The following is a 22347-nucleotide window of genomic DNA, read 5'->3' as shown; positions in this document are numbered from 1 at the left end:
TTATTTTTAGCAATAATTTATGGCTAACGAATCATCAAATAAAAAATAGAGACTGTTAATTAACAGTCTCTTTTTCAAATCTTTTTTTGAGCAATGGTTAATACCACAGACAACCACCTGACCCTCCAATACCTATACACCTACCTGCATCGCAAATAGCTGCACCTGGTGCAAGTTCACAACAAAATATACCCCTCTGTTCACAAGCATAACGTGCTGCTCCAGAAATCTTACTTTGTTCTTCTTTACTTAGAGTTTTGATACCGTCTAAATTCAAAAGAATTTTCATTTGTGTAAATATATATGGTTAATTAAGGTCTATCGAATATTGATAATAGAGACTAGACAAATCTGTAAGTTTAATTTTAACATTAAAAGATACTTACTTTTTTCCGTTACAAAGTCATCAAAATTATCAATTTATATTTATGATAAAAATAAGACAATTACTAGATATTCAAATACAGGAAAAACTCAAAATATATACTGTTTTAATACTAAAAACCGTAAAAACAAAAAGCACTCATCCCAAGAAATATCAGGATAAGCGCTCTCATCTATGTTGTTCGAACTTTTATTTTGTGTCAATAAAGAACAATGTATTTTTTTGAAACCTAGTAATTTTTTTTTGAAAAGCACCTATCCCAAGAAGTATTAAGATAAGCGCCTAACAGCTATTGTTAAAACTAATTTACTTTTATTCAATAAATTACAATTTCTTTATTACTTATATTTACTAGACGAGCATCATGAAATTTTGTTACAGATAAAATTATTATTTTTTTATAAAACACCAAAAAACAGAATTTTAAAACATATAAAAGTACCCTGTAATAGCAGCGATAATTGTTTCCAATCACTTAACATATTTATAAAATTAAATATATATATTTGTAAAATGAATAATCAAATGATTCTTGAGATAAATAAAGCCTTAGCAAATTCGACTCGATTGGATATACTTAAATGGTTGAAAGATCCTGAAGCAAATTTTCCACCCCATATAGAACTAGGACATTTTAACGATGGTGTCTGTGGACAAAATATTAAAGATAAGTCGGGATTATCACAACCAACAATATCTCACTACCTTACAGGGATGAGAAAGGCCGGATTACTTATAGCAACAAGGCATGGAAAATGGACGTACTTTAAAAGGAACGAAAAAGTAATAAAAGAGTTCTTAGAAATTATGAATAAAGAATTATAAAAATTTAGTATAACATATTCATAAAATTAAATATATAATTATAAAAATATATAAATTAAAAATCAAATATGAAAGTTTTAGTAATCGGTTCAAGTGGCACTATAGGTTCGGCTATATATAAAAGACTGGTAAATCAGAATTATGAAGTATATGGAGCTCATAGAGGTAGTACTGACTACCCTATCGATATTACAGATGTGAATTCTATTAAACATCTATTCGAAAAACTCCCAAAATTAGATGCTGTAATTAATGCCGCAGGGACGGCATCATGGAAACATTTTTCTGATCTTAAAGAAGAAGATTATTATGTAGGAATAAAAAGTAAACTAATGGGACAGGTAAATTTGGTACACATAGCAAAAAACTATTTAAAAGATAATGCTTCCATTACATTAACAACTGGTATCCTTGCAGAACATTATGAGCCTAATGCCGTAGGACTTTCTCTTGTAAATGGTGCAATACATAGTTTTGTAAATGCAGCCTCTAATGAACTTGATCGAGGTATCAGGCTCAATGTCGCAGCTCCTGGTGCAATTGCAGGTGATTTTCCTGAAAACAAAAAATTTGCTGGGTATTTCCCGGTAAATATTGAAGACGTAGTTAATGTATATACAGAAATATTAACTAGTGATACTACTGGCATGATTTATAAAAAATATTAACTCATTTAAAATAAAACAATGAAAATACCCATATATCAGGTAGATGCTTTTACCAAAACTTTATTTGGAGGTAACCCAGCTGCTATCTGTCATTTGCCATATTGGCTTGATGATAAAACGTTATTAAATATTGCAATAGAAAATAACTTGGCAGAAACAGGATATTTTGTAAAAAAAGATGATATTTATGAAATAAGATGGTTTATGCCATATGAAGAAATTGATTTATGTGGACATGCTACATTAGCATCTGCTTATATCATTTTTAATTATCTGGATACATCTATAGATGAAGTTACATTTTCTTCAAAAAGTGGAATACTTAAGGCAAAAAAAGAAGATAATGGGTCAATCACTTTAGATTTTCCTTCTAGGATGCCTGCACCAATTGAGATTCCAAAAGAAGTATATGATGCATTTAAAGTAAAACCTATTGCGACTTATGCAGCAAGAGATTTAATTATTACACTTTCTTCTGAGAAAGAAATATTAAACGCTTCGCCAAACCTAGAAGCACTTAAAGAACTTCCATATTTATGCACTATAATTACTGCTAAAGGTAAAAATGTTGATTTTGTATCTCGCGTTTTTGATGCCAATCCAGAAGCACATCCTGAAGATCCTGTAACAGGCTCAGCTCATGCTTCTCTTGTTCCTTTTTGGGCAGAAAAATTAAATAAAAAACATCTTTATGCAGAACAATTATCAGCAAGAAGAGGGCAATTAGAATGTAGAATTGAAGGAGATCGTGTTTTTCTAAGCGGGTATTCGGTACTTTATTTAGTTGGGGAGATAGAAATATAAACACATTATCTAACCTAAGATTAATCAATTGTTTAATCCATAAATAATTGATTAATCTTGGATCTCAGTTTTCGTTTATAATCCTCTTCCAACCAATCCCGATAGTTTTTGGTACTTTTACTAATACAATAAGAATATCGACGTACCCTATATTCTATATCCTGATCCAAAAGTTTGCTCAAAATTCGAGCATCAAAAACATCTTCACTATTCTGAACACACATTTTCGCATGTTGCTCTATGGATTTTTCAAGAACGGTAAGACTTCTCAATCCAAAACGTTTTGTTTTTGCGTATTCTTCTTCAATATCAAAATCAATATCTTCAGAATTTGAAAATTCTTTTCTTAAATCTTCAGGAAGTACGTATTTAAAATTACGTTCAATCTCTTCATCCCCCACTAGATTATCATAATAAAAATCAGGAGACCTAAATATAGATTGCCAATCCACATCAGAATTCCATAAACCAAATCTCGCCGTGTTATTACCCAAATCCAGTATAGAAAATTCTTGTTTGGTTGGCAGAATCCTGGATCCTCTACCAATCATTTGGAAATACAATGTAAGTGATTTTGTTGCCCGATTAAGTATAATACATTCTACTGTAGGCTCATCAAAACCCGTAGTGAGAATACTAACCGAAGTAAGTATAGCATCCTTAGTATTTTTAAACCATGCTAAAATATCTTCTCTTTCTTGTTTACTATTCGTATTATCCAAATGGCGAATAGCATATCCTGCTTTTTTAAAGGTCTCATACACATAAATGGATGTATTGATCCCATTATTAAAAATCAGTGTCTTTTTGCCTTTTGCTCTTTCTTCATATGAATACAACAATTTATCTTGCATTAACATATTTGTATACAACTCTTCTGATGATTTCACAGTATAATCACCGTTCATTCCTATCTTAAGAGACCCTAACCCTACATCGTAGGTATATATAACAGGAGTTGCTAAAAATCCGCTATTTATCAATGAACTAATTGTATCTCCAACAATCAATTCATTATAATTATCTTTCATGGGAAGTTTCATATTAGAACTAAGCGGTGTAGCAGTTACTCCCAGGATAAAACAATTTTTAAAAAAACGAAAGAGCTTTCTAAATGAGTTATAATGTGCCTCATCAATAATAACCATTCCAATATTATCGAGTTCTAAATGATCTTCATTTAATCTATTATTCAGTGTCTCGACCATAGCAACAAAGCACATATACTCGTTTTGATCATCGAGTTGCTTTACCGAGCTATTTATAATTTTATTTTTAACTCCAAATTCGGTAAGCATTTTAGAGGTTTGACCACAAAGCTCTATACGGTGTGTAAGAACAACTACTTTTTTTCTGGAAGACTCAATATACCTTCTTACTATTTCAGAAAATATAACAGTTTTTCCCCCTCCTGTTGGAAGTTGATATAATAGATTATATTTTTCTGGAAACTCTTGTAAGCGACTAAATATCTTGTCTATATCCCGTTTCTGGTAATCATATAGTACTTTTTGTTCTTTTTTACCTATCCCTGTGGGTTGTAATCCCATGTAGCCCTCTATTAAAAAATAAGCTACAAAATTAAATACTTTAAAAGGTTATATAAAGAAATTAGAGAAATATATTTGTTCACTCATTTTTTTTAGAATGTTAATTAATCATAATTGTTTAACTGAAAGGGGTTTCTTGTTTTAATTTTAACATTTATAAAAGCGAAATAGTTATAATGAATAAAGAGGATAAAGATTTAATTCCCGTTCAAACCCTTCTAATTCCCAAATCTATTTTATATACAGGGAAAATTCTAAATTGGATCTCTCCCCTTTTAGCCTCAAGATTTGCAGCTAGAATATTTTTGACACCATTTGGCTATAAAATCCCTGAAAGGGAAAAGAAAATGTATGCTACAAGCAAAAAAGAGCAAATCTTTATTAAAAAAATTAATAGAGAGGTTATGGTATATACTTATGGTGATTCAAAAAAGAAAATTCTTCTTGTACATGGTTGGTCAGGAAGTGGTACACAACTTTCGAAAATAGCTGATGCCTTAATAGCAAAAGGATATAGCACCATAAGCTTTGATGCTCCGGCTCATGGAGATTCTCCTGGAAAAAGAACAATGTTACCCCATTTTATAGAAACGATTTATCAGTTAGAAGAAATGTACGGTCCTTTTGAAGCAGCAATTGGGCATTCTTTAGGAGGAATGTCACTCCTAAGAGCTACAAAATATGGTTTACAAATTAAAAAATTGGTAATTATAGGTACTGCAAATAGTATTACTGCTATCACCAAAAACTTTGCTAAAAACCTACAATTAAATAGTAAAGTAGCTCGTTTACTTAAGGCATATTTTGATAAAAGATATGGGGAGGATCTTGACAATTATTCTGGTGCAGTTTCTGCTTTAGGCGTTAAAATCCCCACATTAGTAATACATGATAAAAATGATGTAGATGTTCATTATAGTGCAGCTTATGAAATCAATGATAACCTGACAAATGGTAAGCTACTGATAACTGAACAATTAGGTCATAGAAAAATTTTAGGTACTCTAGAAGTTATCTCCAAAATCGAAAATTTTATTTTGGAATAGTTGTTGATACGTTATTCATAGAGTATTTGTACGACTATTAATTAAAACTTTATTTAACTTTATTCAAAAAAAACATGAAACGTTTAATTTTAATATGTTTAGGAGTTCTAACAATTAGCTGTACAAGTAATGCTCAACAAAAAACAGTTAAGGAAAAAAAGACATATTCAGTTAGTAAGACTAATGCCGAATGGAAAAAAATCTTAACCTCTGACCAATATTATATTCTCAGACAAGCAGGAACAGAAAGACCTTTCTCTAGTCCACTAAATAAGTTGTATGCAAAAGGTACATTTCATTGCGCGGCTTGCAACACTCCATTATACGAGAGTGAACATAAATTTGATAGCGGTACTGGTTGGCCAAGTTTTGATCGTGCTGTAGAAGGTAGTGTAGATAAAGATGTTGATCATAAATTAGGATATGCAAGATCAGAACTGTTATGTGGAACTTGTGGAGGACACTTAGGCCATGTATTTAATGATGGCCCAAGAGAAACTACAGGAATGAGACATTGTATAAATGGAGATGCTTTAATTTTTACACCAAAAGAATCGAAGAAATGAGTAAATATCCGGTACAGAAATCTGAAGCTGAATGGAAGGCAGAACTTACAGAAGAACAATATAGAGTATTAAGACAAAAGGGAACAGAAAGACCATTTACAGGAGAGTTCAATATGCATTTTGATAAAGGTACATATGAATGTATGGCATGTCATGTTGCTTTATTTGATAGCACTACAAAATTTGATTCTGGATGTGGATGGCCCAGTTTTGATGAAGCCATAGAAGGGAGTATCGAATATGTTAGAGATACCTCGCATGGTATGATAAGAACAGAAATATTGTGCGCAAACTGCGGTAGTCATCTCGGTCATGTGTTTGACGACGGCCCTACAGCAAGCGGTCAGCGATATTGCGTAAACTCGGTAAGTATAGACTTTGATAAAAAATAAATTTACAACAAATAAATATTTAGAATTCATGAAGAAAATTTTCACATTACTTTGTATAACTACGTTTATGTTAACATCTTGTTCTAATGACGATGATACAGATTTTGATACTATTGGGCAATCATTTGAAGTTGACAATGTAGATTTTATAGGACCAGAATTTGCTGTTAATATCCCATTTCCTGTTGGTGTCGAAGTATTTGATGCAGATGTAGTATTAGTATATCGTCTAGAAGAAGTTGTTAATGGTAATGATGTATGGGAGCCTTTACCTACTCCACTAATTATCTTGGATAGTGGAGGTGAATTGACCTATAGGTTTAATTTCACACTAAATGATGTGGATATTTTATTAGATACTCCAGACATTGGCCTTGTTGGCACAAATTTTACAGATAATCAAGTATTTAGAATTGTAATAGTTCCATCTAGATTTGCTCAAGATTCAAAAATAGATTTTTCAGACATTAACGCTGTGCAATCTGCACTTAAACTTGATTTTTAAAGAGAGTTTCAATTATAATTAATACTATTATTATAGAAAGTATTAAAAATTAACACTATCCTTTGGGTAGTGTTTTTTTTATACTCCTTAATGATATAATTCATATTCTTATGGAATGCTTAAATCCTTTTTTGGTTAGCCGAATTATCCTTAAATTCGTGACTTCAAAAAATCGACATTTATGAGCACATATGATATCATCGTTTTAGGGAGTGGTCCCGGCGGGTATGTAACCGCAATTCGAGCTTCACAATTGGGTCTTAAAACCGCAATAATAGAAAAAGAAAGTTTAGGAGGAGTTTGCTTAAACTGGGGATGTATCCCTACAAAGGCATTACTAAAAAGTGCACAGGTATTCGAATACCTTAAGCACGCTTCAGATTATGGACTTACTGTAGATAAGTTTGATAAAGATTTTGATGCTGTTGTAAAGCGTAGCCGTGGAGTTGCTGATGGAATGAGCAAAGGTGTTCAGTTTCTGATGAAAAAGAATAAAATCGATGTTATTAATGGTTTCGGAAAACTAAAAGCTAGCAATAAAATTGAAGTTACTGATGCTGATGGTAAAACTTCAGAATATGAAGCAAAACATATTGTTATTGCTACCGGTGCCAGATCAAGAGAACTACCAAATTTACCACAAGATGGTAAAAAAGTAATTGGTTATAGAGAAGCAATGACTCTAGAATCTCAGCCAAAGAAAATGATCGTTGTTGGATCTGGTGCTATCGGAGTAGAGTTTGCACATTTTTATAACGCTATGGGAACTGAAGTTACTATTGTAGAATTCCTTCCTACTCTTGTCCCTCTAGAAGATGAAGAAGTATCTAAGCAGTTTGAAAGAAACTTCAAAAAAGCTGGTATTAAGGTAATGACAAATTCTTCTGTAGAAAGTGTAGATACTAGCGGTGATGGTGTAAAAGCTACAGTAAAAACTAAAAAAGGAGAAGAAGTTCTTGAAGCAGATATTGTATTATCTGCTGTAGGAATCAAAACCAATATAGAAAATATAGGATTAGAAGAATTAGGTATTGCAACCGATAGAGATAAAATAGTTGTAAATGATTGGTATCAAACCAATATCCCGGGAGTTTACGCAATTGGAGATGTTGTACATGGACCAGCATTGGCTCACGTAGCATCTGCCGAAGGGATTACATGTGTAGAAAAAATTGCAGGAATGCATGTTGAAGCAATTGATTATGGAAATATCCCTGGATGTACATATGCCTCGCCAGAAATTGCAAGTGTGGGAATGACAGAAAAACAAGCTAAAGAAGCTGGTTATGAATTAAAAATAGGTAAATTTCCTTTCTCTGCATCTGGAAAAGCAAGTGCTGCCGGAACTAAAGACGGTTTTGTCAAAGTAATATTTGATGCTAAATATGGTGAGTGGCTAGGATGCCACATGATTGGAGCAGGTGTTACTGATATGATCGCTGAAGCCGTTTTAGGTAGAAAATTAGAAACGACAGGACATGAAGTACTAAAAGCAATCCACCCTCACCCAACAATGAGTGAAGCTGTAATGGAGGCTGTGGCTGATGCTTATGGTGAAGTAATCCATCTATAAAAAGGAAAAATAAACATAAAAAAAACACCTTACGATCAGTAAGGTGTTTTTTTATTCTGTATATAATCTTGTTAATTAAAAACTTTGTAGAGCTAACTCATAGCTTTGCAAGCCAAAACCTAAAATAACGCCTTTTGCATTTGGAGAAATATAGGACTGATGTCTAAATTCTTCTCTTCCAAATGTATTAGAAATATGAACTTCTACCACAGGAGTTGATATTGCTTTTATAGCATCTCCAATCCCTATAGAAGTATGGGTATAAGCCCCTGCATTAAGAACAACACCATCAAATAGGTCATCTGCTTCCTGTATTTTGGTGATTAATTCTCCTTCGATATTAGATTGAAAATAAGTTAATTCTATTGAAGAAAACTGCTCTTGTAATTGAACAAAAAATTGATCAAACGTTTGGCTGCCATATATTCCCGGTTCTCTCTTCCCTAGAAGATTTAAATTAGGGCCATTTAATATTAAAATCTTCATATTACTGATCGTTCTGTCTTCTGTTATTTTTAGTTTTAAATAAATACCCTACTGATATTTGACCTACAGCATTCTTATTATCATTATCTACCCCTTCTATATCAACAATATTTGTTAATCCCAGGTTATAACGTACTTGAAAAAACAAACCGCTCTCTAGTTTATAACCTGCTCCAAATCCCCAACTAAAATCAAAATTAGAAAAGGAATCAAAGAATTCATCAGGAGTATCTTCTGCAGATTCACTAGCATTGGCTAATGTGGCCAATTGAGGACCTGTTTCCAAGCTAAATTTATCTGTAAAATAGACCTTGGCAACAACAGGTAGTGCTAAATAATTTAAACTAATTTTATTCTCCTCCCCTGCTTCATCAAATGTATATCCTTGTGCAGAGTACAAAACTTCTGCCTGTATAAAAAATCGACGAGTAATAGGAAACTCTATCACTGCTCCCAAATGAACGCGTATTCTAGCATCAGTATCTTCTGCATCTCCCGTAATGTTTGCATAATTTCCTCCAAACTTAAATCCGGCACGTGTATACAATGCCTCACCTTCATCCTGGCTATATAATGAAGAGGTAATAACCATTAAGATGGTTGTGATTAAAAAAAAATTATTTCTCATTCGTCTTATTTAAATTGTAATATAATAAAATAGGCTTATCTATTCTATATTTAAATACTATTAACTATTCAAAAGTAGTTTTATTTTTTAGAATCCAGAAACTACAAACAAAAAAGCATCCTAAAATATCAGGATGCTTTTATTTATTTTTAATTATACTATATTAGAACTTATACCCTACAGAAAGTTGGATTACCGAGTTTTTTTGTTTTACGTCATCAGAACTTTCAGTATCATTAATATTAGATAAACCCAAATTATAACGACCATCAAAAAATAATCCCATATCCAATTGATATCCTAGACCAAAATTTAGTCCAAAATCAATTCCTTTAATTGCATCATCAATATCATTGTCTTCATCAACTCCAGGCCCTTCAACTTTGGCCTTGGCAGAAGTTAGAAATCCAATTTGAGGCCCTGCCTGAAGGCTAAATCCTTGAGCCACATAATACTTTGCCATTAATGGAATATTAATGTAATTTATTTTTGTAGTAGTTTCTAAATTACCAATATCTAATTTAGCCCCTTGAGAAGAATATAATAATTCAGGTTGAAAGGCAAATTTCTCTGAAATTGGAATTTCAACTAATGCTCCAATATGGAAACCAGTTCTCCCGTCAACACCATCTGTTCCATCTCCAGAAATATTAGCAAAGTTAACACCCGCTTTTGCTCCAAATCTAATTGATTCTTCCTGTGCAGTTGCCACCAAACTAAGAGAAGCTAAAACTGCAAATAACATAAGTTTTTTCATAATGTAATTGATTTTGTAAATTCAACGGTAAAACTAACCCTTTTACCGATTCAACAATACAACAAATGGTTTTTAAATTATGTCGTAATAACACTCCTCTTTCCAAGTTATTCAAAATAAAACTATGACATTACAAAAAACGATAATAGTGATTTTTAAATTTACAAACACAAAAAATACTGATGCATATCTTATCATAAAATAATGATACAGAAGGTAACTTTCAATTTAACATTGAATATGCTTTATTTTTATAATAAAATCATCAATTTTTTATACTATTAAACTGTTTCAGGTATTTTGGGATGGTTTTCTTTTTTATATTAGAGGCAATGAAATGGAATCATGCCATAAAAGATTACGAACACTACTTAAAAATAGAAAGAGGACTTTCTGAAAACTCTATTATTAATTATACTTTAGATATACAAAGACTTTTAAAATATCTTGAAGAGCAAAATATAGAATCTACTCCCCTTTCTATAGAAAAAGAAATACTACAACAATTTGTCTTTGAGACAGCAAAATTGGTAAATGCTCGTTCACAATCAAGGATTATTTCGGGATTAAAAAGCTTTTTTAATTACTTAGTATTTGAAGATTATAGGGATTCCAATCCTATGGAACTTATAGAGTCTCCAAAAATAGGCAGAAAGCTACCTGATACATTATCTTTAGAAGAAATAGATCTTATCATTAATCAAATAGATCTAAGCACGCCGGAAGGAGAACGTAACAGGGCTATTATAGAAACTTTATATGGATGTGGATTAAGAGTAAGTGAACTTACAGAATTAAAATTGTCTAGTTTGTTTTTTGATGAAGGATATATAAGTGTTACCGGCAAAGGTAATAAACAAAGGTTTGTACCTATAGGCGAAGTAACTCAAAAATATATTAATCTATACACCACACAAATAAGAAATCATATCAATATCAAAAAAGGATTTGAAGATACATTATTTTTAAATCGAAGAGGTAGACAACTTACTCGAGCTATGATTTTTACCATTACAAAACGTTTAGTTGAAAAAGCAGGAATACATAAACAAGTTAGTCCACATACATTTAGACATTCATTTGCTACTCACTTGTTGGAGAATGGTGCAGATTTAAGAGCAATACAAATGATGTTAGGTCATGAAAGTATTACGACTACAGAAATATATATGCATATAGACAGAAGTCATTTAAGCGAAGTAATACATTCATTTCACCCAAGGAGATAATGAATACATATATAGCAAGGATATTGATTTTTCTATGTATATTCTTAAACTGTTCGCTCTTATTTTCACAAAGAATAGATGCAGATGGAGGTATTCTTTTGAAAGCCGAAATTACCCTGGGAAATCAGAATCAATGGTTGAAAGTGGGTGTTTTTGGATTTGGAACTTTGAATTATGGAGATCTTTCTCTGGAAAGTGGAATATCATTTGCGTCTTATCAATTTAGGAAACGACATACTATAAAAATGAATGGTCTAGCTTATTCATATGAATTCTTTGCCTTAGGAGGAATTGGCAAAAACAGTAATTTATTGGGCTCTTCAATATCAAACATGAATAACGCTATTATATTTAACCCTCTTGGGAAAGGAGGTTTTAATGGGCTAGGGTTTGGGTTTGGTAAAGATCACTTACCAAAAAAATTAAAAACATATGGACTAAAACGTGGAGCATTATTTATGAGGTTTAGTAATGCTAACCATAACATACATCTTACTTTTTTGAATGATTTTAGAATTGGTTGGTTTAGTGGAGCTGGAACAGATTATGGAGTTACTGGTTCTCTCGATATTGGTTTTACTAAGATTGAGGATAACAAAACTATTTACCAACTTGGTTTTGGAGTTGATCTATTCACATCAAGACCAAATTACAGCAAATCTCCTAGAAACCCTATAAATTCAGATGATGGACGTAAAAATGTATGGTTTACCTTAGGTCCTTATGAAAATTTATTTTATGGAAATCTATATGGTTATGGTACCTATCAGAACGATACATATAGTATTCATACAAGATTAGGTATGAATAGTCAAAAAGCAGGGGCTTATATTCAAAATATACTACATGATGGTATTGGTTTAAATCCTCGTTTTCCATGGAAAGTAGAAACAGCAGATAAGCTATATCTCGAAGTTACAGGAAATACATTTTATAAATCCACTACAGATGACTAATAAATGGAACATTATATCAGTACTCCTTATAGTATTACTATACAATAGTTGTAATACTTATACTACTTACTACAGTAAAACTTATACTTCGACTCCAAACCGTAATAAATCAAAAGTTCATAGACTTGACTTTAGTAATAAAAACGTCGAATCTTTAGCAGAATATATTGTAAAAAATAAGAATCTTAAAATGCTAGATCTTAGTAATACTAAGAATTCAAATTTAGATAATATATTTATACAATTAGGAAAACACACTCAAATAGAAATACTAATACTAGACAGTTTAGATATATCAAGACTGCCAAAATCGATCAAAACATTATCCCACTTAAAACAATTATCCTTATCCTATAATCCAAAACTAGACCTTGAAGATACATTTTCTAAAATTTCGGATCTACCTATTGAGTTTCTAAATCTTAAAGGAAATAATATCGACAAACTTCCTGATAATACAACTTCATTACATCATATAAAAGATCTTAATTTATCATACAATATATTATCAGAAAAGCATAATTATACACTTTTGGGTGAATTACCTAATCTTTATTCATTATGGATTGATCATAACAATCTCGATCGATTACCAGAAACGATTGGTTCATTAGATCAAGTTCGTTTCTTATATATTGATCACAACAATCTAAATGTATTACCTAATAGTATCTCTGCAATGAAAAAAACATGGGTAATACACGCGGGATATAATCAATTTACCGAACTACCTTCTGCCTTTACAAAAATGAAATCTCTATTTATGGTTCATATCAACAATAATAATATAAAAAGTATCTCAGAAGCTTATGAAAAAGAGAAATACCCATTAGCTGGTTTGATTCTGGATAATAACCCACTTCTTGATTCTGAAAAGGAAAAAGCAAAAAAACTCTTTAAAGGATTCTTTTTACTCTCTTTTGAACAAAACCAATAAAGATTTAAAAAATATTTATACAATAAAAAACTCTTACTATATAAGTAAGAGTTTTTATCATTTTTATAACTATATAATGTCTTAATTTGGTCTGGTCACTCTTCCTGAAGGGACTGCTGTATTTGAAGTCATAGTTACAGGATTTGCAGGACCTGTTGTAATCCCTGCTGTTGCACTAAGAGGTTCTATAAAAAAAGGATTAGAATCATTATCCTGAAAAGGCTCAACAGTAATAAATACTCTTTTACCAGTAACTGCCGCAGGAAATGTAATTCCTGATAATGAAACCTGACTTGGAATAACTAGAAAATCTTCACCAGGAAAACTAGGAACATCACCTCCAGAACCTTTAAATAAATTTCCATCATCTGTAGCGTTAACATCAGAAAAAGTTCCTGTAGATACAATTTTATTTCCAAAATCAACCCAACCTTCATATTTCCATCCACTTGCTAAAGTAGGAAGCGAAAGACCAGCTGCATTTGCACCATTCATAAACCAAACCCCAAACTCATCATTACCATTATCTACGCCTCCAGCATTATCTGTAGGAGTCGCTAAAAAAAACTGTCCAGAAGCAGTAGACAGATCAGCCACAACAGTCTGAAAAGTAAGTGGTGCCGCAGTACCACTAAAATTACCAGTTAATATTTTAGCATCTGAAGGTCCATCATCAATATCTCCAGCAGGTTCTATAGTAATTACAAATTGACTAGCGGCCGCAGCATCTTCTGCAAATACATCCAGATTAACTATTCCAGAAGGGTTTGTGAATTTTGCTGTGGGTATCGTCTGCCCATTTACAATAAGCCAACCTTGATAAGAACTTCCTCCTGTAAGAGGTTGTAATCCAATAGTTTCTAATTGCAAAGTAGTTACTGGAGGTCCGTCATCATCACTAGAACACGAAGTGAATAATACCCCTAAAATAAGAGTCGCTAAAACTAAAATTTTTCTTGTCATCATTTTGCTTTTATATTATTATTCAAATGTAAATACATTACAATAAAATTAACTCTAAAACACTCACAAAATTGTATAAAAAACTATATTATTTCAATGTAAAATAGTAAACCTTTATACTCCAAATTATTCTACTTGACCTTCTGCTTCTGGTCTTTTAAACAACTCAAGAAACGCAGCACCAATGCAAGAGGTAATATCACTTGCCAATAAACCTTCGAAACTAGTCTGTTGAATCGCTATATCCGCAGAGCTTCCATGTAAATATGTTCCAAAAACAGCTGCATGAAGAGGTTCGTATCCTTGAGATAATAAACCCGTAATTATTCCTGTAAGTACATCTCCGCTTCCAGCAGTTGCCATTCCTGGGTTTCCCGTAGTATTTACATATAGTTGGTTGTCATAAATGGTTATAGAATTAGCACCTTTAATAACAACAATACAATCGTATTCCTTTGAGAATGCTTTTGTTTTTTCAATCTTATCAAAATCATCTTTCCATTCTCCAATTAATCGTTGTAATTCTTTTGGATGTGGTGTTAAAATGGTTTTCTCTGGTAGGTTTTCAAAAAATTGAAGATGTTTTGACAAAATATTAATACCATCAGCATCTATCACTAGCCTGGATTGGTTATGTTTTAAGAATTTTTCAAACGCTTTTACGGTCTTCTCGTTTGTCCCCATCCCAATACCAATACCAATAGCTGTTGGCTTAAAGTCAAGATGAATCTCTGCCAATTCATCATCATCATCTGTAATGACCATCGCTTCTGGAACTGAAGATTGCATAACTTCATATCCGCACTCTGGTAGATATGCAGAGACCAAACCAGCACCAATTCTTAATGCAGATCTTGTAGCTAATACTACACTCCCAATTTTTCCATAACTCCCTCCAATAATTACACAATGTCCAAAGGTTCCTTTATGGCTAAATTTATGCCTTGGTCGATATAATGGAAGTACTTCATTTTTGCTAATTAATATGCCAACACCAGGGCTTTGAGTTAAAAAATTACGATCCAGACCTATATCTATTACTTCCAAATCTTGTGTATACATACCTGTTTGAGGTAAAAAGAAAACTAGTTTTGGTAATTGAAAAGTAACCGTGGTATTTGCATAAATGACTGCCTCAGAATCATCCGGAGCTTTATCAACATATAATCCTGATGGAATATCAATAGAAAGTGTAAAACACCTAAAAGTATTAAGATGCTTAATTAATTGAGCTACCCAAGAAACTAAAGGTCTGTTAAGACCAATACCAAAAATAGCATCAATAATCATATCCTCTCTACTAACTGTAGGAAAATCTTCTTTAGATTTAAGTTGTATAGGCCACGAAGATGTAATCTCTTTTAATCGATCATAATTAACCAAAAAATCTTTGGATCTGTTCTCACTGAAATTAACAATATAGGTTTTAATATTATAGCCATGTTCTAATAATAATCGTGAAACAACCAACCCATCGCCTCCATTATTTCCAATACCACAAAAAACATGAATTAAAACTGGAGCTCCTTGTAATCGATTATGAATTAAATTAAAAACTTGCTGAGCCGCTTGTTCCATTAATTCTAATGATGTAATGTTCTTGGATTGCATAGTAGCTTCATCCGCCATGCGCATTTGTTGCGCAGAAAATATCTTCATAAAGTTAAATTTTTACAATTGTTTCTATTGTTTACAAATATGATCTTAATTAGATCTATTTCATTTATTTTTTTGGGAATTTTATAATGAAACAAGTCATTAATTATTGAAATAACAAAAGTTTAAGAATACTGTTAATTTAATTTTCTCTAAAAGTAAAAAATTATACATTTGAACTCACAAAGCAAAGCAAATTAATGTTTAGTACCATTATCATATCGGCTTTATTAATAACCTTAGGAACAACACTGGTATCTAAGGCTTCTTCTATTACACGTACTACTACAATTACTATTACCCTTAGGGGTTAATTCATTTATATAGTATCGCCAGAACATGTACATAATTCATAAGAATGAATTATCAGACATAAGCTTTTATTATTAATTCAACTAAAAAATATATTATGAACGTTCTAAAATTTGGAGGTTCTTCTGTTGCAAATGCAACTACAATAGAAAGCGTAATAGATATTGTAAAGCAACAGTCAGAAAAACAATCTTTATATGTTGTTGTTTCTGCAATGGGTGGAGTTACTGATTTGTTGTTACAAGCTGGCGAAGAGGCTTCTAACAATAACGAAAATTACAAAAACACATTAGTAGAAATCGAGAAAAGACATCTTGAAGCTGTAAAAAGCCTCATTCCTGTAATCTCGCAAAGTGCCATAATTAGTAAAGTCAAAGCACAGCTTAACACTTTGGAGTCTTTATGTGAAGGAGTGTATTTATTAAGTGAATTATCTCCAAAAACCGCTGCTGTAATTGCCAGTTTTGGGGAAATACTTTCTTCTTACATCATAGTAGAAGCTGCAAAAGTAAAAGGCTTAGATATCATCCTAAAAGATTCACGAGAATTAATTGTTAAAACCATTAATTCAAAAGTTACTATTGACTATAAAGAAACTAATGATAATATTAAAGAGTTTGCAGATCATAATACACATAAAGTAAGTCTTTTTCCAGGTTTTGTCGCTAGAACAAAAGATGGGGAACCTACCACGCTAGGTAGAGGAGGTTCTGATTTTACCGCAGCTATTCTCGCAGCTGCTACTAATGCAGATGAGTTACAAATATGGACAGATGTGAGTGGTATGTATACCGCTAATCCCAAATTGGTAAAACAAGCCAAACCTGTGCATCATATCTCATATCAGGAAGCAATGGAGCTTTCACATTTTGGTGCTAAAGTAATCTATCCTCCCACTATACACCCTGTATTAGAAAAAGATATTCCGATACTAATAAAAAATACGTTTAAACCCAAAGATCAGGGAACGCTCGTTACTAGAAAAGTAAATGATCGCAAAAGACCTGTTACAGGGATTAGTCATATTGATAGCATATCCATTATTTCATTAGAAGGAAGTGGTATGGTAGGAATACCAGGGTTTTCAAAACGTTTATTCGAAACTCTTTTTCTTGAAAATATAAATGTTATTTTGATAACTCAAGCTTCATCCGAGCATTCTATATGTCTTGCAATAGAAGCTACTGATGCAAGAAAAGCAAAAGAAGTATTAGATACCACATTCGAATTTGAAATCTCTAAGCATAAATTAGATCCAGTGAAGATTGAGGATGATGTAGCAATTATAGCTCTGGTAGGTGACAATATGTATCATCATCAAGGACTAAGTGGAAAAATGTTTAGTACTTTAGGAAAAAACAATGTTAATATTAGAGCCATTGCTCAAGGTGCTTCAGAAAAAAACATCTCTGTGGTTATAGAGAAAAAAGATATTAAGAAGGCATTAAACACATTACATGAACGATTCTTCGAAGTAAAAACCAAACAATTAAATCTCTTTATTACCGGTGTCGGAAATGTTGGAAGTAAATTAATAGAACAATTAGAACAACAAAAAAGCTATCTAAAAGACAAATTAAGGTTAAAGATAAGAGTAGTTGCTATTTCGAATTCCCGGAAAATGATCTTTGATGAACATGGAATTGGTTTAGATTCATGGGGTCAAAAATTGGAAAAAGGAGAAAAAGCAGATGCAAGAGAATTTTTTGCCAAAGCCAAAGAGATGAATTTAAGAAACTCTATTTTTGTTGATAATACTGCTAATCCAGATATTGCCAAAATATATAAACATTATCTCGCAGAGAGTATGGCTGTAGTTACCTGTAATAAAATTGCATGTGCAGATGAATATACTAACTATGAGGAATTACAAAATTTATCAAGAAAATTTAACGCTTCTTTTTTATACGAAACCAATGTTGGTGCTGGTTTACCAATAATTGACACACTAAATAATTTAATTGCATCTGGAGATAATATTCATAAAATTCAGGCAGTATTATCTGGTAGTCTTAATTTTGTCTTTAATAATTATAAAGAAGGTGTTACTTTTCATGACATTGTAAAACAAGCACAACAGCAAGGATACACAGAACCTGATCCTAAAATAGATTTAAGCGGAATCGATGTTGCCCGTAAAATTCTCATTCTTGCTCGCGAAAGTGGAAAGGTAATGGAATTAGAAAATATCGAAAACGAAGCATTTCTTCCAAAGGAAAGTTTAGAGACTACGAGTGTAGACGCCTTTCTACAATCTGTAGAACAAAATGAAAAGCATTTTAAAGAAATTTTGGACAGTGCAAACAAAAAGGGATGTCGTCTAAAATATGTTGCACAATATGAAGAAGGCGAAGCCAAGGTAGGATTACAATTTATACCATTTGATCATCCTTTTTATAATCTTGAAGGAAGTGATAACATCGTACTCTTTTACACAGATCGATACCCTAAACAACCATTAATAGTAAAGGGTGCTGGTGCTGGAGCCGAAGTAACTGCCTCGGGTATATTTGCAGATATTATTAGAATTGGTAAAAAATAATAATATGAAAAGTATTAGAATATTTACTCCTGCCACCGTCGCAAATCTTTCTTGTGGATTCGATGTATTAGGATGTTGTTTAGACACGGTTGGTGATGAAATGTTAATCTCACTTACTTCTGAGCCTGGAATAAGAATTACCAAAATTGAAGGTGCAGATCTTCCTATGGAAACAGATAAAAATGTAGCCGGTGTAGCCGTTCAGGCATTACTTCTTGATTACAAAAGAGATTTAGGCGTAACGATAGAAATATATAAAAAAATTAAAGCCGGAAGTGGAATTGGTAGTAGTGCTGCAAGTAGTGCTGGTGCAGTTTGGGCAGTAAATCATCTATTAGGAAACCCTTATACACCTCAGGAATTAGTAAAATTTGCCATGGAAGGAGAAAAGCTGGCCAGTGGTAATGCCCATGCTGATAATGTAGCTCCTGCTCTACTTGGAGGGTTCACCTTGGTACGTAGTTATAATCCACTTGATGTAATAAAGTTACATTCTCCTAAAGATCTTGTGATGACCGTAATTCATCCACAAATAGAAGTAAAAACATCAGATTCAAGATCAGTGATTAAGCATAATGTATCTTTACAGCAAGCGATTCATCAATGGGGAAACGTTGGTGGATTGGTAGCTGGTTTATTTACCGAAGATTATAATCTGATAGGTAGAAGCTTAGAAGATGTAATTATAGAACCTCTGAGATCAATTCTAATCCCTGAATTTAAAAATGTAAAGAATGCAGCAATTGAAAAAGGAGCTCTAGGATGTGGAATTTCTGGATCCGGCCCTTCTATTTTTGCATTAAGTAAAGGACTAAAGATTGCAACAGATGTAGCTGAAGCAATAAGAGTAGTTTATGCAAAAACGGGACTTGAATTTGATATTCATATATCACAAATAAATAGTAACGGAGTCAAAATAATCGAAGAAACCCAATGAAAGAAATCAAAAAAATATCAACAGGAGCACCTTGGGAGGACATTGTAGGGTACTCTAGAGCCATAAAAATTGGAGATGTAATCGAAATTTCTGGTACTACTGCAAAAGGTGCAAATGAATACGAACAAACTCTTGCTATTATCAAAATTGCAGAAAAAGCATTAAAAGAGTTTGGTGCAGATTTAAGTAATGTCATAAGAACAAGAATGTACTGTACAGATATCTCCCAATGGGAAGAGATTGGTAAAGCACATGGAGAGTTTTTTAGCAAAACAAGACCAGTGACCACAATGGTAGAAGTTTCAAAGTTAATTTCTCCAGATATCTTAGTAGAAATAGAATTCTCTGCAATTCTCTAACTTCAGTAAAGAATATAAAATAATGCAATACTATAGTTTACATAAAGACTCACCAAAAGTACCATTCTCAGAAGCGGTAATAAAAGGATTAGCTCCTGATCGTGGTTTATATTTTCCAGAATCCATTCAATCTTTATCTACATCTTTTTTTGAAAATATTGAAGAACTAGATAATGTAGAAATTGCTTTTCAGGCCATCCAACAATTCATTGGTGAAGAAATACCAGAGGTAGAATTAAGAGATATTCTTACAGATGTTTTAAGTTTTGATTTCCCTGTAGTTGAAATTGAAGATAATCTAGGAACACTAGAATTGTTTCATGGTCCAACAATGGCTTTTAAAGATGTAGGAGCTCGCTTTATGGCAAGATGTATGGGGTATTTTAATCGAGCTAATGAAAATCATGTAACTGTTTTAGTAGCTACATCGGGAGATACAGGTGGTGCTGTAGCCAATGGTTTTCTAGGGGTAAAAGGTGTAGATGTGGTAATTTTATATCCAAAAGGAAAAGTAAGTGAAATACAAGAAAAGCAATTAACAACTCTGGGGCAAAATATAACAGCTTTAGAAATCGACGGTGTTTTTGATGATTGTCAGGATATGGTAAAAACCGCGTTCTTAGACACTGACATTACTTCTTATAAACAACTGACTTCTGCTAATTCTATTAATGTTGCCAGATGGCTTCCTCAATTATTTTATTTCTTATTTGCATACAAACAGGTAAAAAGTAAAGGAAAAGATATTGTATTCTCTGTTCCTAGTGGGAACTTTGGAAATATCTGTGCAGGAATTGTTGCTCAAAAACTTGGATTACCGGTAAAACACTTTATAGCATCTACTAATGTTAATGATACAGTAGTTCGTTATCTAGAAACTTCAGAATATGATCCAAAACCTTCTAAAGCTACAATTTCTAATGCCATGGATGTTGGAAACCCAAGTAATTTTATAAGAATACAACAACTTTTTGATAACGATTTCTCTATTCTAAAAAACAATTTTTCTGCATATAGCTTTGATGATCAACAGACCAAAAAAGCAATGGGAAAAATCTATAAAAAATCAAATTATGTAGCCGACCCTCATGGAGCTGTTGGTTATTTAGGGCTACAAAAACAAGGATTAAAATCTACCGAGTATGGTATATTTCTGGAAACTGCACATCCCGTCAAGTTTCTTGACGTAGTCGAGGACACTCTAGATGTTAAGGTAGAAATACCTTCGCAAATTCAAAAAGTAATCAATAAGGAAAAGCATAGCATTCCGATAAAGAGCTATGAAGCATTAAAGGAGTTCTTATTACAATAAGAACTCCTTTAATTATATTATTAATACAATCCAGATATATTCTATTCCTCTGCTAAAGATTTCATCACCTTATACACAATGTTTGTTGTAGATGCCAGATATTTAAAGTTTACCGTTGTGTATTTATCTTCACTTTGACGAACAAAAGGTGAGTTATCAGCATTTCTTAATTCTGCTGTAAGTGTAACCGTTTCATATCCAAAATTTGCAAAAAATCTACTCTCTGGAGTAGCTACAGTTCTTTTATAAATAGGAACGGGAGATTCTAATCTATATCTAGATTCTAAACTCAAACTTGAAGCCAATAGTTCTATAGCTCTATCCTCATCATTATCCCATCCCATATAATCAGACCTATGCATAGAGTGAATATTATACCCTTCTTCTTTAAGCTTTTTTGTAAACATTCTGGTTCCAACCATATTACTTTTCCAATGGTCAAAAAACACAACCATAAAATTTTTGTTACGTTCTTTTAATTCTCCCAATTTTTTTGCGACATAAAAAGCAATAGCTGCACCCGTAGCATTATGAACAGCTCCCGGGCTATTTTCTACAGTATCAAAGTGAGCTGCTATTACAACAAATTCATTACTACCATTGGTAGCAGGAATTTCTGCATATATATTTACTCCATTAAAAAGATTTCCCTTTTTATCTTTAACATTATAAGGGTGTTTTTGAGGCTTAAGTCCAATATCTTTTAAAGAATTGAATAAAAAATCAGCAGAAGCTTTTCTTTCAGAAGTACTAAATCTACTTTTTAATTTCTTTTTTCCTTTAATAGGTTCATGTCCCGTAAGTTTTGCAACTATCGTTCTTTCGACATTAATAATCTCGGCTTCGATTCGGTCTTGTTCAGTTTGAGCTGGGGCTATCTGAATTGCGAAAACGAATACTAGTAAAAATATTCTATATAAATTCATTTTGTAGGGTTTGTATTCTATTCCAATTAACAC

At 32.3% G+C, this 22347-nt stretch carries 23 protein-coding genes; 15 read left to right on the top strand and 8 right to left on the bottom strand.

Annotated elements, in window-relative coordinates; genetic code table 11:
- Positions 1-97: 97 nt before the first annotated feature.
- A complete protein-coding gene (locus PQF96_RS18565) occupies positions 98-289 on the bottom strand; it encodes a hypothetical protein (protein ID WP_109437453.1) in 192 nt (63 codons plus the stop codon).
- Between the two features lie 609 nt (positions 290-898).
- Here PQF96_RS18565 and PQF96_RS18560 point away from each other — a divergent pair.
- The 3 genes from PQF96_RS18560 to PQF96_RS18550 all read left to right on the top strand — a co-directional run bounded on the left by PQF96_RS18560 (position 899) and on the right by PQF96_RS18550 (position 2682).
- The gene (locus PQF96_RS18560; protein WP_109437454.1) at positions 899-1210 is read left to right on the top strand and encodes an ArsR/SmtB family transcription factor; all 312 of its coding nucleotides are present in this window, start codon (positions 899-901) and stop codon (positions 1208-1210) included.
- Positions 1211-1278: 68 nt separating this feature from the next.
- Positions 1279-1878, top strand: coding sequence for a short chain dehydrogenase (locus PQF96_RS18555; RefSeq protein ID WP_271767749.1), 600 nt, complete (start codon positions 1279-1281; stop codon positions 1876-1878).
- A gap of 18 nt (positions 1879-1896) precedes the next feature.
- The gene (locus PQF96_RS18550) at positions 1897-2682 is read left to right on the top strand and encodes a PhzF family phenazine biosynthesis protein (RefSeq protein ID WP_271767748.1); all 786 of its coding nucleotides are present in this window, start codon (positions 1897-1899) and stop codon (positions 2680-2682) included.
- 32 nt (positions 2683-2714) lie between these two features.
- Here PQF96_RS18550 and PQF96_RS18545 read toward each other — a convergent pair whose 3' ends face one another.
- Positions 2715-4232: a DEAD/DEAH box helicase gene (locus PQF96_RS18545; RefSeq protein ID WP_109437457.1), complete on the bottom strand. Its 1518-nt coding sequence runs from the start codon at positions 4230-4232 to the stop codon at positions 2715-2717.
- A 176-nt stretch (positions 4233-4408) separates the two neighbouring features.
- On the opposite strand from PQF96_RS18545, the gene PQF96_RS18540 reads away from it, so the two are divergent.
- From PQF96_RS18540 to lpdA, 5 genes are all read left to right on the top strand, one after another.
- The gene (locus tag PQF96_RS18540; protein ID WP_271767747.1) at positions 4409-5278 is read left to right on the top strand and encodes an alpha/beta fold hydrolase; all 870 of its coding nucleotides are present in this window, start codon (positions 4409-4411) and stop codon (positions 5276-5278) included.
- A 74-nt stretch (positions 5279-5352) separates the two neighbouring features.
- The gene (msrB, locus tag PQF96_RS18535) at positions 5353-5844 is read left to right on the top strand and encodes a peptide-methionine (R)-S-oxide reductase MsrB (RefSeq protein WP_143915067.1); all 492 of its coding nucleotides are present in this window, start codon (positions 5353-5355) and stop codon (positions 5842-5844) included.
- Entirely contained in the window at positions 5841-6236 is a 396-nt protein-coding gene (msrB, locus tag PQF96_RS18530; protein ID WP_271767746.1) for a peptide-methionine (R)-S-oxide reductase MsrB, read from the top strand. The genes msrB (PQF96_RS18535) and msrB (PQF96_RS18530) overlap by 4 nt, the downstream gene beginning before the upstream one ends.
- A gap of 28 nt (positions 6237-6264) precedes the next feature.
- Positions 6265-6741 (top strand): hypothetical protein, encoded by a 477-nt coding sequence (locus PQF96_RS18525; RefSeq protein WP_271767745.1) that lies wholly within the window; start codon positions 6265-6267, stop codon positions 6739-6741.
- A 181-nt stretch (positions 6742-6922) separates the two neighbouring features.
- Entirely contained in the window at positions 6923-8314 is a 1392-nt protein-coding gene (gene lpdA / locus PQF96_RS18520; RefSeq protein ID WP_271767744.1) for a dihydrolipoyl dehydrogenase, read from the top strand.
- Between the two features lie 75 nt (positions 8315-8389).
- Here lpdA and aroQ read toward each other — a convergent pair whose 3' ends face one another.
- The 3 genes from aroQ to PQF96_RS18505 all read right to left on the bottom strand — a co-directional run bounded on the left by aroQ (position 8390) and on the right by PQF96_RS18505 (position 10185).
- Positions 8390-8800 (bottom strand): type II 3-dehydroquinate dehydratase, encoded by a 411-nt coding sequence (aroQ, locus tag PQF96_RS18515; protein ID WP_109437463.1) that lies wholly within the window; start codon positions 8798-8800, stop codon positions 8390-8392.
- 1 nt (position 8801) lies between these two features.
- Entirely contained in the window at positions 8802-9428 is a 627-nt protein-coding gene (locus PQF96_RS18510) for a porin family protein (RefSeq protein WP_271767743.1), read from the bottom strand.
- A gap of 163 nt (positions 9429-9591) precedes the next feature.
- On the bottom strand, positions 9592-10185 hold the full coding sequence (locus tag PQF96_RS18505) for a porin family protein (protein WP_271767742.1): 594 nt from the start codon (positions 10183-10185) through the stop codon (positions 9592-9594).
- Positions 10186-10517: 332 nt separating this feature from the next.
- Between PQF96_RS18505 and PQF96_RS18500 the strand changes: the two genes are divergently transcribed.
- From PQF96_RS18500 to PQF96_RS18490, 3 genes are read left to right on the top strand one after another with little or no spacing between them, the layout of a single operon-like run.
- Positions 10518-11414, top strand: coding sequence for a site-specific tyrosine recombinase (locus PQF96_RS18500; protein ID WP_271767741.1), 897 nt, complete (start codon positions 10518-10520; stop codon positions 11412-11414).
- Positions 11414-12370, top strand: coding sequence for a hypothetical protein (locus tag PQF96_RS18495; protein ID WP_271767740.1), 957 nt, complete (start codon positions 11414-11416; stop codon positions 12368-12370). The genes PQF96_RS18500 and PQF96_RS18495 overlap by 1 nt, the downstream gene beginning before the upstream one ends.
- Positions 12363-13307 carry a leucine-rich repeat domain-containing protein gene (locus PQF96_RS18490; protein ID WP_271767739.1) on the top strand — a complete coding sequence of 315 codons (945 nt, stop codon included), beginning with the start codon at positions 12363-12365 and terminating at the stop codon, positions 13305-13307. The genes PQF96_RS18495 and PQF96_RS18490 overlap by 8 nt, the downstream gene beginning before the upstream one ends.
- A gap of 81 nt (positions 13308-13388) precedes the next feature.
- Here PQF96_RS18490 and PQF96_RS18485 read toward each other — a convergent pair whose 3' ends face one another.
- Together PQF96_RS18485 and PQF96_RS18480 are read right to left on the bottom strand one after the other, a co-directional pair.
- Positions 13389-14273: an anti-sigma factor gene (locus PQF96_RS18485; RefSeq protein ID WP_271767738.1), complete on the bottom strand. Its 885-nt coding sequence runs from the start codon at positions 14271-14273 to the stop codon at positions 13389-13391.
- Between the two features lie 123 nt (positions 14274-14396).
- Entirely contained in the window at positions 14397-15929 is a 1533-nt protein-coding gene (locus tag PQF96_RS18480; protein ID WP_271767737.1) for an NAD(P)H-hydrate dehydratase, read from the bottom strand.
- Between the two features lie 406 nt (positions 15930-16335).
- On the opposite strand from PQF96_RS18480, the gene thrA reads away from it, so the two are divergent.
- Genes thrA through thrC form a run of 4 tightly spaced genes read left to right on the top strand, consistent with a single transcriptional unit; the run spans position 16336 to position 21388 of the window.
- A complete protein-coding gene (thrA, locus tag PQF96_RS18475; protein ID WP_271767736.1) occupies positions 16336-18780 on the top strand; it encodes a bifunctional aspartate kinase/homoserine dehydrogenase I in 2445 nt (814 codons plus the stop codon).
- Between the two features lie 4 nt (positions 18781-18784).
- A complete protein-coding gene (locus PQF96_RS18470; protein WP_271767735.1) occupies positions 18785-19717 on the top strand; it encodes a homoserine kinase in 933 nt (310 codons plus the stop codon).
- The gene (locus PQF96_RS18465; protein ID WP_109437471.1) at positions 19714-20076 is read left to right on the top strand and encodes a RidA family protein; all 363 of its coding nucleotides are present in this window, start codon (positions 19714-19716) and stop codon (positions 20074-20076) included. Before PQF96_RS18470 ends, PQF96_RS18465 begins: the two co-directional genes overlap by 4 nt.
- A 22-nt stretch (positions 20077-20098) precedes the next feature.
- Positions 20099-21388, top strand: coding sequence for a threonine synthase (thrC, locus tag PQF96_RS18460; RefSeq protein WP_271767734.1), 1290 nt, complete (start codon positions 20099-20101; stop codon positions 21386-21388).
- Positions 21389-21429: 41 nt separating this feature from the next.
- On the opposite strand, the gene PQF96_RS18455 is transcribed toward thrC, so the two are convergent.
- Positions 21430-22314, bottom strand: a complete 885-nt coding sequence (locus PQF96_RS18455; RefSeq protein WP_109437473.1) for a M28 family metallopeptidase — start codon at positions 22312-22314, stop codon at positions 21430-21432.
- Between the last annotated feature and the right edge of the window lie 33 nt (positions 22315-22347).

The organism is Aquimarina algiphila, assembly GCF_947494415.1.
GTDB lineage: Bacteria > Bacteroidota > Bacteroidia > Flavobacteriales > Flavobacteriaceae > Aquimarina > Aquimarina algiphila.
Note: the sequence above shows the minus strand (reverse complement) of the source record. Positions and strands in the feature narration are given on the sequence as shown.